The sequence below is a fragment of the Leifsonia sp. ZF2019 genome (genome assembly GCF_019924635.1).
Lineage (GTDB): Bacteria > Actinomycetota > Actinomycetes > Actinomycetales > Microbacteriaceae > Leifsonia.
Map to the genome: position 1 here is coordinate 1,114,341 of NZ_CP065037.1, position 12,376 is coordinate 1,126,716.

General features: G+C 73.5%; 9 protein-coding genes. 6 read left to right on the plus strand and 3 right to left on the minus strand.

Annotation, left to right across the window (positions count from 1 at the left end; genetic code table 11):
* The first annotated feature begins 30 nt into the window (after positions 1-30).
* Genes IT072_RS05520 through IT072_RS05545 form a run of 6 tightly spaced genes read left to right on the plus strand, consistent with a single transcriptional unit; the run spans position 31 to position 8,230 of the window.
* Positions 31-996 carry an AAA family ATPase gene (locus tag IT072_RS05520; RefSeq protein ID WP_223359947.1) on the plus strand — a complete coding sequence of 322 codons (966 nt, stop codon included), beginning with the start codon at positions 31-33 and terminating at the stop codon, positions 994-996.
* A gap of 5 nt (positions 997-1,001) precedes the next feature.
* Positions 1,002-2,375 (plus strand): DUF58 domain-containing protein, encoded by a 1,374-nt coding sequence (locus IT072_RS05525; protein WP_223359949.1) that lies wholly within the window; start codon positions 1,002-1,004, stop codon positions 2,373-2,375.
* The gene (locus IT072_RS05530) at positions 2,372-4,915 is read left to right on the plus strand and encodes a transglutaminase domain-containing protein (protein ID WP_223359951.1); all 2,544 of its coding nucleotides are present in this window, start codon (positions 2,372-2,374) and stop codon (positions 4,913-4,915) included. Before IT072_RS05525 ends, IT072_RS05530 begins: the two co-directional genes overlap by 4 nt.
* On the plus strand, positions 4,912-6,135 hold the full coding sequence (locus tag IT072_RS05535; protein ID WP_223359952.1) for a DUF5684 domain-containing protein: 1,224 nt from the start codon (positions 4,912-4,914) through the stop codon (positions 6,133-6,135). The genes IT072_RS05530 and IT072_RS05535 overlap by 4 nt, the downstream gene beginning before the upstream one ends.
* A complete protein-coding gene (locus IT072_RS05540) occupies positions 6,132-6,944 on the plus strand; it encodes a PP2C family protein-serine/threonine phosphatase (RefSeq protein WP_223359954.1) in 813 nt (270 codons plus the stop codon). The genes IT072_RS05535 and IT072_RS05540 overlap by 4 nt, the downstream gene beginning before the upstream one ends.
* Entirely contained in the window at positions 6,941-8,230 is a 1,290-nt protein-coding gene (locus tag IT072_RS05545) for a hypothetical protein (protein WP_223359956.1), read from the plus strand. The genes IT072_RS05540 and IT072_RS05545 overlap by 4 nt, the downstream gene beginning before the upstream one ends.
* A 54-nt stretch (positions 8,231-8,284) precedes the next feature.
* Here IT072_RS05545 and IT072_RS05550 read toward each other — a convergent pair whose 3' ends face one another.
* The 3 genes from IT072_RS05550 to eccD are packed head-to-tail and all read right to left on the minus strand — an operon-like array spanning position 8,285 to position 12,276.
* Positions 8,285-9,598, minus strand: coding sequence for a S8 family serine peptidase (locus IT072_RS05550; protein WP_223359958.1), 1,314 nt, complete (start codon positions 9,596-9,598; stop codon positions 8,285-8,287).
* Positions 9,595-10,932: a type VII secretion protein EccB gene (gene eccB, locus IT072_RS05555; RefSeq protein WP_223359960.1), complete on the minus strand. Its 1,338-nt coding sequence runs from the start codon at positions 10,930-10,932 to the stop codon at positions 9,595-9,597. The genes IT072_RS05550 and eccB overlap by 4 nt, the downstream gene beginning before the upstream one ends.
* Before the next feature lie 3 nt (positions 10,933-10,935).
* Positions 10,936-12,276 carry a type VII secretion integral membrane protein EccD gene (gene eccD, locus IT072_RS05560; RefSeq protein ID WP_223359962.1) on the minus strand — a complete coding sequence of 447 codons (1,341 nt, stop codon included), beginning with the start codon at positions 12,274-12,276 and terminating at the stop codon, positions 10,936-10,938.
* Positions 12,277-12,376: the final 100 nt, after the last annotated feature.

Genomic DNA, 12,376 nt, shown 5'->3' on the forward strand with positions numbered 1-12,376 from the left:
ATCCCCGCGACCGACGACCGAGGAAGACGCATGACCATCACCCCCGAACAGACCGCCTGGTTCCAGTCGACGTTCGCCCAGCTCGTCGACAACGTCGAGCAGGCCGTGCTCGGCAAGCGGCACATCGTCGAGCTCGTCTTCGCGACCCTCCTTAGCGAGGGACACGTGCTGCTCGAGGACGTCCCCGGCACCGGCAAGACGGCGCTCGCCCGGGCGCTCGGCCAGACGATCCGCGGCACCTCGACGCGCATCCAGTTCACCCCCGACCTGCTCCCGGGCGACGTGACCGGCATCACCGTCTACGACCAGAAGCGCGGCGAGTTCGAGTTCCACACCGGACCGATCTTCGCCAATGTCGTGCTCGCCGACGAGATCAACCGCGCCAGCCCGAAGACACAGTCGGCGCTGCTGGAGGTGATGGAGGAGGGGCGTGTCACCGTCGACGGCGTGACGCGGCCGGTCGGTGTCCCGTTCGTGGTGATCGCCACCCAGAACCCGGTCGAACAGGCCGGAACCTACCGCCTCCCGGAGGCGCAGCTGGACCGTTTCATGATCCGCGCCTCCATCGGCTATCCGGACGACGCCTCCACGCTGCGGATCCTCCAGGGGGCGATGCGCCCGCGCCGCGAGGTCCCGGAGATCGTGGATGCACAGCTGATCGTGACGATGTCCGATCTGGTGGGCGGCGTCTACAGCAGCCCCCTGGTGCTCGACTACATCATGCGCCTGATCGCGGCGACCCGGCGGGCGAGCGAGGTGAAGCTCGGCGTGAGCGTGCGCGGCGGACTCGCCCTCGCGCGGCTCGCCTCGACCTGGGCCGTCGCGCACGGTCGCAGCTTCGTCACGCCCGACGACGTGCGCGACCTGGCCCTCCCGGTGCTGGCGCACCGTCTCGTGCTAAACCCGGACGCGGAGTTCGACGGCGTCTCGCCGGACGCCGTGATCGGACAGATCCTGCTCGACGTCGAGGCCCCCGTGGAGAACGGGGCGGCCTGAGCCGGATGACCGAGTTCGACGACACCTCCTCACGGCTGACGCGCACCGTCACCGGCACGCGCACGCGCGCGTCGACGGTGACCAGCGTCACGAGGAGCAGCACCGGCCTCGTCGAGGACGGCGTCTTCTGGGGCCGTGCGGCCGCGGCGGCCGTCGGCTCGGCCCTGCGTGGAGCGGCGCGCTGGCTGGCCGAGACCGTCACCGCACCGGGGTGGCTCGTCGTGTGCGTCCTCGTCGCCGGCGCCGTCGCCGGTTGGGTCGCGGGGTGGAGCATCGGCTGGATCGTCGCCTCCGCGGCCGCCGCGCTCATCGTGGTCTGCGTGCCCTTCCTGCTGGGTTCCCACGACTACCGCGTGCAGCTCGCCCTCGACCGGGAGCGCGTGGTCGCCGGGGACGACGTGACCGGATCCCTCGTCGTCCGCAACGCGGGCGCTCGCACCTCTCTCCCCGGCCGGGTGGACGTCCCGATCGGGACCGGCCTGGCCGAGGCCTACGTTCCCCTGCTCGCGGCGGGGGCCGAGCACACCGAGCGCCTGTCGATCGCGGCGGCGCGGCGCGGCGTCATCGATGTCGGACCGGTGTCGGTCTCGCGCGGCGACCCGGTCGGGCTGCTGCGGCGCGAGGCGCTCTGGCCGGAGGTCCACACCCTTCACGTGCACCCTGTCACCACGGTCATCCCTGGCACCAGTGCCGGGCTCATCCGCGACCTCGAAGGGCTGCCGACCAGCACCATCGTCGACGCCGACCTCGCCTTCCACGCCATTCGGGATTACGTCCCCGGCGACTCCCGCCGCCATGTGCACTGGAAATCGACGGCCAAGACCGGCCGGCTGATGGTCCGCCAGTACGAGGAGGCCAGGCACTCGCGGATCGCGGTCACGATCGGCATCACCGCGGAGGAGGAGTACGAGTCCGACGACGAGTTCGAGCTCGCCGTCAGCGTGGCCGCCTCGCTCAGCCTGCAGGCGGTGCGCGACGGCCGCGACCTGGTCGTGACGACGAGCGCGGAACGGCCGGAGCTCGTGCGCGGCGAGGTCGTCACCATCCGCACCCTCCCGACGCGCAACGCCGCGACCATGCTCGACGGCTTCTCCGAGATCGAGCTGGCGGAGCGGGCGAGTCGGCTGGAAGACGTGGCCAAGCTGACGGCCCAGTCGCATCCCGACCTCTCCGTCGTCTTCCTCGTGACGGGTGCGCACACCCCGCTCGGGCGGCTGCGCGCCGCCTCGGTGTCCTTCGGTCCGGACACCCGGTGCGTCGGCGTCCGCTGCGACCTCGGCGCCGATCCGGCGTTCCGCCGTCTGGGCCCGCTCAGCATCCTCACCGTCGGCGCCCTCGTGGACCTCGGCAAGCTCATCGCCCGCGGAGCTCTCCAGTGAGCGCGCCGGCGGGCCTCGACGGCGCGCGGGAGGCCGCACGCCGGGCGCGAGCGCGGCGGTCGTCGTCTCTGCGCCTCGACCTGCCCCAGACCGTCCTGGCGTGCGCGTACGTGCTCGTCGCGCTCGGGCTCGCCTGCGCTCTGGCGTGGCCCATCTACCGCACACCGTTGCTGATAGGCGTTGCCGCCTACGCGGGTGTCGTCGGCGTGGGCAGCGCGATCGCCGCCCGGATGCTCCGTTGGCCGTTGTGGCTCCACCTCGTCGCGGTCGCGGGTGCTTATCTGGTCGGAGTCGTCCCGCTCGCCGTGCCCGCGGCCCTCTCGTCTCCGACGGGTGTGCTCCGCGGGCTGCTGGACGGGGTCACCGGAATCGTCCTCGGCTGGAAGCAGCTCCTGACCCTCGACCTCCCCGTCGGGCAGTATCAGGCGGTGCTCGTCCCGGTCTACGCGCTCTTCCTGATCGGCGCCGCCCTCGCGGCCGGCCTCGCCCTGTCGCCCGGTCGCCGCGCGGCCGTCGCCGTCCCCGTCACGCTCGTGATGGGCGTGTTCGGGATCGCCTTCGGGCCGACTGATCCCGGTGCGCCGCTGCTGGTCGCGGGCATCCGGATCGACGCTCCGCGGGAGGTGCTGCTCGGCCTCCTCCTCGTCGCCGTCTCCCTCCTCTGGCTCTCGCTGCGGTCCCGCCTGCGTCGCCGTGCCGCCCTCGCCGCCGCCCGCGGGACCGTCGGCGTCGTGCGCCAGGGTTCGGCGTCGACCGCCGCGGCCGTCCGCCGCCGTCTGCTGGGGGCCGCGCTGATCGTGGTGGCCCTCGTGGCCGGTTTCACCGCCGGGCCGGCGCTGGCGGGTGTGAGCACGCGGGAGACGCTGCGCACCGCCACCGAGCCGCTCCTCGTCGTGCAGCAGCAGACGACCCCGCTCGGCCGCTACCGCGCCTCGTTCGAGAAGGACGCCTACGACCGGGTGATGTTCACGGTGTCGGGCGCCGACGCGAGCATCGACCGGCTGCGGATGGCGACCCTCGACGACTGGGACGGCGAGCACTTCCTCGTCTCCGGGGATGCGCGCTTCTCGCGTCTGCCGGGCGGCTCGCCCGCCGCGTCCGCACGTGCGCTCACGGTCACCATCGGCGAGGGCTATTCGGGGATCTGGCTCCCGATGCCGTCGGACGCCCGCACGGCGCCGTCGTTCTCCGGCTCCCGCGCGGCCGCCCTCGCCGACGCCTTCTACCTCGACAAGCAGACCGGCGCGGGCATCGATGTCGCCCCCGAGCCCGACGGGGCGCGCGGTGTGAGGGCCGGCGACCGCTATCAGGTTCAGGGGACCGGGACGCCGAGAGTCGCGCTCGCCGACCCGGGGAGCAGCAGCCTGCTCGACCTCACGCAGCATCCTCAGCTCGCCGCCTGGGTGAAGGCGCAGCAGCAGCCGCGCACTGCGGCCGGGTTCGAGGAGCTCGTGAAGCGGCTCCGCGACCGCGGGTACCTCAGCCATTCCCTCGCCGAGGACGATCAGGCATCGGCGTGGATCTCCGCCTTGCGCCGTCAGTCCGCCTATCCGTTCGAATCGAGTTTCGCCGGCCACTCGACGGCGCGCGTCGAGGAGCTGTTCAGTCAGCTCCTCGAGCAGCAGGACCGGGTCGGGAGCGCCTCCAGCGCCGACATGCTCGTCGCGGGGGTCGGCGACGACGAGCAGTTCGCGGCCGCGGGGGCTCTGCTCGCGCGGGCGGTCGGGTACGAGTCGCGGGTCGTCGTGGGCGTGCGGATGGGTGCAGGGGAGACCGGCGGGATCCCCGACTGCTCGGGCGAGTGCACGGGGGCGAACCTCGCGGCGTGGATCGAGGTGCGCGCCCCGGGAGCCGCCGACTGGACGACGGTCGACGTCGAGCCCCAGTTCACCAAGGCACCGACCCTGATCTCGCTCGACCACGAGCTTCCCAAGAACCCCACGGTGCCCGAGCAGCCGCAGGTCGGGACGGTGCTCCCGCCCGCGGCGCAGCACGACGACCGCGACGCGACCCGCGCGGTCGTGACCGAGCAGCCCGAGTGGGTGGTCGTCCTCCTGCGGGTGCTCACGATCGTGGGGCTCGCCGTCGTGACGCTCCTGCTGCTGACGTTGCCGTTCCTCGTCGTGCTCGTCGCCAAGCGGACCCGTCGCCGTCGTCGCCGCCGCGCTCCGGTGCCGGAGGTCGCCGTCGTCGGAGCGTGGGCAGAGCTGATGGACGCCCGTACGGATATCGGGGAGGCCGCCTCCACGGGAACGCGGCGCGACGCGGCGGCGGCGATGGACTCCGCCACGGCGGTCGAGCTCGCGGCTCTCGTCGATATCGCCGTCTTCGCCGAGCACCCGCCCACCCGGGATGCGGCCGACCGCGCCTGGGAGCTGGTCGACACCGAGCGCGCGCGTCTGCGGGCCGAGCACGGTCCCGTCCGATCGCTGCTCGCCGCGCTCAACCCGGCGTCGTTCGTCCGTGCACTCGGCCGCCCGCGGCCCGTGTCGTCCTGGCTCGCGTTCGCGACGCCCCGATCGCGGAAGGCGGGCGCATGACCGACAAGACCGCCACCCTGCTCGTCCTCACCGCCGTGATCGCGCTGATCGCGGTCATCGTGGGGCTCGCCGTCTTCCTCTGGTATGCCGCGGCGCTCTCGCGCGTCTTCGCCCGCCGCGGGGTCGAGCCGTGGCGCGCGTGGGTTCCCGTGCTCAACGAGGCCGAGATCCTCCGCCTCGGCGGCGGCCCGGCCTGGGGAGTCGTGTTCTTCTTCATCCCGGTCGTCTGTCTGTACGCCGTCGTGCTGCGCGGGATGGCGGCGCACCGGATCAGCGCGACGTTCGGGCGCGGGGCAGGGGCGACCGTGCTGGCCGTGCTCCTCCCTCCGGTGTGGGCGACGGTGCTGGCATCGACGCGCGACCCGCGGCCGGCCGGCGCTCCGCAGTCGGGCGGAGCGGGGAGGCGCGAGGCGGCCGTGCGGCCCGACGCTCCCGCGGAGACCGCGGCCCCATCGCCGGTGTCGCCCGTCCCTGTCGCGCCGTCGGCTCCTGTGCCCGTCGCGGGATCAGAGCCTGTCCCGACGGCGATCGCGGAATCCGACACGCGTGCGCCATCCGGTCCGCCGCCGGCGCCCGAACCTGTGCCGACGTCCGAGCCGGTTTCTGCGTCCGAGCCGCCGCCGATCAGCAGCCCCTTCCTCGATGCGCCGATCGCTTCGCCCGTGGTCTCCGCGCCGGAGCCGGAGGCTTCCGACAGCATCCGGTCGCCGTTCCTCGAGCAGAGCCTCCCGGACGAGCCGCCTGAGCTGCTGCAGCCGGTCGAGCCGACTGAGCCGCCGCAGCCGGTCGATCCGGTCGAGTCGGTCGAGCAGCACGCGATCCTGGAGCCGGGCGAGGTCCTCGAACAGGACGACGAGGCCGGCGAAACGATCGTCGTCGAGCGCCCGGTCGCGGTCGCCTGGTCCCTCGTCACCGATGATGGCGTGCGGTTCCCCCTGGAGGCGGACGTCGTCGTGCTCGGGCGTCGTCCCGCGGGTGACGAGCCGGGCGTGCAGTACCTCGCCGTGCCCGATACGACACGCACGCTCTCCAAGCAGCACGCCTGCCTCACCCGGCAGGGGGACGGCTGGACGGTCGCCGACCTCGATTCCACCAACGGCGTCTTCCTCGAGCAGGACGGCCGGGAGCGACGCATCGCTTCCGGTGAGTCGACGGAGCTGAACGGCAGGCTCCTGCTCGGGTCCGTCGGCCTGCGGCTCGAACGCGAGGAGTCCCGATGACGGCGACGCAGTCCGTCCAGCTGAGTTCCGATGCCCGCAGCGACACCGGTCGAAAGCGCGCCGCGAACGAGGACTCGTTCCTCGCCGTGCCGCCGGTGTTCGCCGTCGCCGACGGTATGGGCGGTCATGAGGCCGGAGCCCAGGCCAGCGCGCACGTCGTGGCCGCCCTGCGCGAGACGCTCTGCACCGGAGGCCCCGTCGACCTGGTGCGCGTCTCGGCCGCGATCGACGAGGCGTCGCGCCGGGTCTCGGCGCTTGCCGCGACCCGGGAACGGGGTGCCGGCAGCACGCTCACGGGAGTCATCCTCGTGGTCCACGACGGCCGGCCGCACTGGCTCATCGTCAACGTCGGCGACTCGCGCGTCTACCGCCTCGTCGGCGGCTACCTGGAGCAGCTCACGGTCGACCACTCCCTGGTGCAGGAGCGCGTCGATGCGGGGACGCTGCGCCCTGAGGACCGCGGCACCGCACCGGACAAGAACGTCATCACCCGAGCGCTCGGCTCGGTGGACGCGCGCGCCGACAGCTGGCTGATGCCGGTCACGACGGGCGAGCGTCTCCTGGTCTGCTCGGACGGGCTCCACGGCGAACTCAGCGACGAACAGCTCCGCGAGATCCTCGTGGCGGGCGGGCGCCCGGCGGCGACCACGGCTGCGCTCGTGGAGGCGGCGAACCGGGCGGGCGGTCGCGACAACGTCACGGCGGTGGTCGTCGACGTGCTCTCGGGCGGTGACCCCGGCGGCGACGGACCGGCCGACACCCGCGAATCCCACGCCTGGACGGACGACGGGGACACGGTGCCGGTATGACGAGCGACCCGACGAGCGAAGACACGAGCGGACGCGGGCCGGAGCAGGATCCTCGTGAGGAGCTGGATGAGCGTGACGAGCTGGATGAGACGGTGATCGTCGGTCGTGCCGATGCAGAGCCGGTGGCCGCTGCGGAGGAGCTGGATGAGACGGTGATCGTCCGTCGTGCCGATGCAGAGCCGGTGGCCGCTGCGGAGGAGCTGGATGAGACGGTGATCGTCCGTCGTGCCGGTGCGGAGCCGGAGGCCGCTGCGGAGGAGCTGGATGAGACGGTGATCGTCCGTCGTGCCGGTGCGGAGCCCGTGGCGGCCACGGACGCGCTCGACGAGACGATCGTCGTGGACCGCCTGCCATCGGACGCGGTCGAACCGCCGCTGACCCCTCGACTCGCCGTGGCCGCGACTGTTTCCGTGGAGCCTCCCACCGATGTGGAGCCGTCTTCGCTCGTGGAGTCCCCTCTCACGGCGGGATCGCCCCCGGCGCCCGCGGAACCCGCCTTGGATCCGGCGCCTCCGCGCGAGCCGGTGGCGCCCGTATCCGGCGCGGAGCCGCCCGCCTCGAGCGACGAGTCCTCCAGCGGCGCCCTCGAGACCGACCTCGACGACACGGTCGTTCCCCCTCGCGCGGCCGCACCTCAGGAGCTTGAGACCGTCCCCATCCCGGGCGCCGATACCGATACCGACAGCGACGTCGATGACGACACCGTCGGCCGCGCCACGCTCGACGCCACCCGCGTCGTCCACCGTCACGACGGTCCGCTCGACGCCACCCGCGTCGTCCGACGCGACGACGAGGCTCATGATGATCCGTTCGATGCCACCCGCGTGGTGCGACGCGATGAGGACGAGGACGAGTCCGACGACACCATCATCGCTCGGCGCCCCGTGGGGACCGTGTCCGGGGATATCGCCGGCTCGCCGGTACCGTCGGCCCCTGTGGCGTCCCCGACCGCGCGGGCACAGCTCGCGCCCACCCGGCGTTCCCTGCGCGCCAAGCGCACGCCGATCGTCCTGCCGTCGGGCACCGCCGCGTCGGAGCGCGCTGCTGCAGCGCTCGGGGCGGACGCCGTGGTGCGCTACGAGCCGCGGCCCATCCCGGAGCCGCCCGCACCGGGGCCAGACCTCGGCAGCGGCCCGGAGGCGACCAGAGCCGCGACACCGTCCATGCGGTCGGTGTCGCGCGCGACCCGTTCCGCGGGGTGGATCACCCTCGGAAGCATCGTGGGCGCCTGCGTCGTGTCGATCGTCGGGCTGATCGTCATCGTGACGACCGTCGTCGGCGGCTGAGCCGTCGGAGTCGCCCACGCCGCGCGAGCCGGTACGCGCGTCCTGCCCGGTTACTCAGGCCGTCCCCTCCATCCGCGCCCGCCTGCGGCGCGCCGCGAGGATGCCGACCACAGCGATCGCCGCCAGAATGGTGAGCCCGATCACGGACACGACCACGGCGGCGGCGCTCTGTCTCGCCTGGCTGTCGTCGTTCGGCTGGACCGTCAGCGCAGGCGATTCGCCGGCCGCGGGCGCGTGGGTCGACGCGGTGAAGGGGTTCGTCGGCCCGGCCGTCTCCGCTCCGGGGACGAGGACGATCGCCTCGTACGGCTGCACGACACCCCAGCCCGCGTCGTCGTCACGCGAGCCGGGATGCGCGCGGATGGCACTGGCCATCAGCCGGTAGGCCCACTCGGCGGGGGTCTCGTCGGGATGGGCGGAGGCGACGAGGGCGGCGGCGGCGGAGACGTAGGCCGTCGCGAAACTGGTCGCGGGGGCATCGGACGCATAGACGCAGTCGCCGCCGGTGCTCGCGGCGGTGAGCACGTCCTGGCCCGGGGCGCTGAGCGCCACGTGTGCGCCGTGGATGCTGTCGTCCGTCACCGCCCCACCCGTTCCGATCGCGGCGACGCCGAGGACGCCGGGGTAGCCGGCGGGGTACCGCACGCCGTCCTGCTGGTCCTTCTCAACGGCGAGCGAGGAGTCGCGGTTGCCGGAGGAGGCGACGATGAGGCTGCCGTGGGCGCTCGCGTAGGCGACCGCCTCCCGCAGCGCAGGGTCGTCGACGGCGGTCGAGAGCGAGACGTTGATGACCTGGGCATGGGCGTCGGCGGCGTAGCGGATGCCCGCGGCGAGCCGGGCGATGCTGGGGCCGCTGCCCGCAGCGACGGCCTGATCGTCGGTCCCCGCGAAGACCCGCACCGAGAGGATCCGAGCGTCCGGGGCGAGTCCCTCGACTCCGGAGCCGTCGACGGTCTGCGCGGCGATCTCACCGGCGATCGCCGTCCCGTGGCCGTAGCCGTCTGCGTACCCGGCCGAACCGGCTCCGTCGCCGACCAGATCGGTCCCGCCGGCCAACACGGAGGCGAGGTGCGGGTTGGCTGCGTCGACCCCCGAGTCGACGACGGCGACCACGATTCCCGCGCCGCGGGACTGCTCCCAGGCCGTGGAGGCCTGCAGCTGTGCGAGCGCGGGCGGACGCTGCGGGATGAGCGTGGCCGCGCCGGTGCAGCCTGTGGTGGCCTCGGCGAGCCGGGCCGTCGACGCGACGGCTCGAGGGGGTCCGGACGCGCCGATCGTCGTGGCCGATGCCGGCGTCGCGACCAGTCCGAGCGCGGCGACGACGGCGGCGCCGGCGAGCAGCACCCGGGCGGCGGACCGGCCGTTCATCCGGCGGATGCGCTCGACGTCGCGCCCGCCGCGGACGTGCTGAGCTCCGGTCCGCTGTGCAGGAGTGCGATCCAGGTCTGTTCGACGGTGCCCACTTCGTCCGGCGTGTAGCCCAGGCGCTTCACCGTCTCGTCGTCGGCGCCGGGGAGCGCGAACGCGGTTCCCGTGGCATCGACGAGGGTCAGCATCCCGGCACTGCCGGCTCCACGACCCGCGGCGTCGATCAGGGCGCCGTGTCCGGCCTGCACGGTGACGCCCGATGTCGCCTTCGCCGAGGCCGGCGCCGTCGCGAGCACGGTGGTGCCGCTCGCGCTGAGCAGGGCGCAGGCGCGATCGCTCGCGGTGAGGGAGGTGAAGCCCTCCGCCGGCCAGTCCGCCCCGCCCGCCGGTGCCTTCGCCGTGCGGAGACCGGCGACGGAGGCCGCCGACACCTCACGCACGGTCGACATCGTGCGCCCGGAGCCGAGCTGGTAGAGCTGCCAGGCCAGGGGGCTGAGGGTCGCGAGAGACCCGTCGCCCTGGACGACGAAACGCTGCTCGGCGGCACTGCCGGAGGTGTGGATGACCTCGCCCACCAGCAGGGGGCCGTCGCTCAGCGCCCCGCCCGGGACGGGCGAGCCGGCGTCGGTGATGACGAGCGGCTCCAGAGCGGCGCCGGGCGAGAAGAGGTTGAGCCAGTCGGAGGACACCCGCACAGGCGCCAAGGCGTCGATCCCGGCGGCGCGGAGCACGGCATCGGCGTTCTGCCCATCCACCCCGTAGCGCAGGCCGCCCGCGACGACCCAGCGCTCGCCGCCGTTCTCGACGACCACGGCGCGGTCGGTCGCCGTCGCGGAGGGGCGGGTGCGGATCGATGTCGCGACACCACCGTCGTCGGTCACACAGGCGGTCCAGCCGGTGTTCACGAGTGCGTCGGCGCTCGGGAGAGCGTCGGGTGCGCCGACGATCCCGACCGGGGAGCCGACCGCGATGCCCGAGAGCGCGTGCGAGTCGGTCGTGATGACGGCGAAGCTGGAGGACGGGATGAGGAGACGCGCGCTCGCGGTGTTGATCACCGGGTGGAGGACGCCTTTCACCGAGACGTAGCGGGCGCCGGTGTCCTTCGCGATGAGCATGCGGCCGTTCTGCCAGCCCTGGGGCAGCCCGGGCTGGATGAGCCCGTAGAACGCCCCGGCGAGCAGCACGGCGGCGGTGAGCACGATCGCGATCACGACGGCTCGCAGGGGCTTCGCGGGCTCGAGCTCCTTGCCGCCCGGCGCGCCGCTGACGAACGCGGTGAGGAGCCGTCGGCGCGAGAAGTTCTGGGCCTCGATGAGGTCGGTCTTGCTCGCCACGTGTCAGGCCAGCCCGGCGGCGATCACGCCGATCGGCAGGAGCAGGGCCAGCACCACGACCTCCGCGGTGTCCGCGAGGCGGCCGAGACGGACGCGCACGCGGGGGTCGAGGAGCGTGACGACGATCGTGATCACCGTCACGGCGCCGAGCACGACGAGCAGCGTGGGGATCAGTCCCGGTTGGGCGACAGCGACGGTCAGCCCGGTCGCGGCGACGCCGGCGGTGCCGAGGGCCATCAGAGTGAGCACGTTGCTGCGCGAATAGCTCTGGCGCGCTGGGAACATGAGTCCGACGAAGGCGAGCGCGCACAGCACGGCTCCGAGCGGGGTGGATCCGGCGACGACCGGCGTCGCGGCGAGCACGGCGAGGCCGAGGGCGAGGCGCAGGGCGACGAGGGCGCGCTGTCCGGCGGCCGCCCGGCGGCGCACATCCTCCGCGTCGATCGGCGCGGGCGCGGCGAACACCTCGCTGTCGCTCTGCGGGCTGATGACCCGCAGGCGGGTCGAGCTGAGGGCGAGCCACGGGAGGGCGTTCGCGAGCGTCGCGACGATCGCGACCGTGAGCGAGTAGGCGGCTGTCTGCGCGCCGGGGAGCAGACCCGTGATGACGGCCGGGATGCCGATCGCGGCCCCGGCGGCGACGGGGATGAGCTGCAGCTCCGGCCGGTAGGGGGTCAGAGCCAGGGCCGCCCCGCCGACCACGACCGCGCCGAGGCCCGCGGCCGCGAGCGGCCACCCCCAGAGGTCCCACGCGCCGGGGACGGCCAGGTAGCCGGCGACGGCGCCGAAGGCCGCGGACGCGAGGCCCAGGCCGCATCCCGCCTCCGGCTGGCCGACACGCGAGAGCACGGCCGAGGTGGTGACCAGGAGGACCGCTCCGCAGATCGCGACGATGAGACCGATCGCGAGCGCGTGCCCGGCGGCGACGAGCAGCACCGCGCACACGCCGAGCATCGTCAAGCTCACGGCGAGGGCGGTGCGGGTGTTGTCGGCAGGAGTCCAGGGACGGTGCTGCTCTGTCGTCGCGTCGAGCACGGCCTCGACGATGTCGTCGTACACGAGCGGCTCGGCGAGCAGCGCGCCCCGGGCGAGCGTCAGCAGCTCGCCCTCCTGGAGGCCCTGGTCGAGGGCGCCGCGACTCGGGTCGACGGTGCTGCCGTCGGCGCGCTGCAGCGTGTAGCCGACATGGGTCATGGTCGGGTCGAGCACGCCCAGGCTGCGGGCGAAGCCCGGCATGAGCTCGATGAGCGGGAGGTGCGCCGGCACGCCGACGTCGAGGCGGCGTCCTTCGCTCTGGACCGAGATGCGCAGGAGCGCCCGTACTGTGCTGACGGATTGACTCACCCGGTCCGTGCCTCCCCCTGTGCGACTGGACGACCCTTGTGCTCGTGGACGCCGCTGCTGTGCTCGTGGACGCCGCTGCGTGGTCGGGCGGCGTGTCGTG

Coding starts and splice junctions, on each gene's coding strand:
- IT072_RS05520 (WP_223359947.1), top strand. CDS start 31: ATGACCATCACCCCCGAACAGACCGCCTGGTTCCAGTCGACGTTCGCC.
- IT072_RS05525 (WP_223359949.1), top strand. CDS start 1,002: ATGACCGAGTTCGACGACACCTCCTCACGGCTGACGCGCACCGTCACC.
- IT072_RS05535 (WP_223359952.1), top strand. CDS start 4,912: ATGACCGACAAGACCGCCACCCTGCTCGTCCTCACCGCCGTGATCGCG.
- IT072_RS05540 (WP_223359954.1), top strand. CDS start 6,132: ATGACGGCGACGCAGTCCGTCCAGCTGAGTTCCGATGCCCGCAGCGAC.
- IT072_RS05545 (WP_223359956.1), top strand. CDS start 6,941: ATGACGAGCGACCCGACGAGCGAAGACACGAGCGGACGCGGGCCGGAG.
- IT072_RS05550 (WP_223359958.1), bottom strand. CDS start 9,598: ATGAACGGCCGGTCCGCCGCCCGGGTGCTGCTCGCCGGCGCCGCCGTC.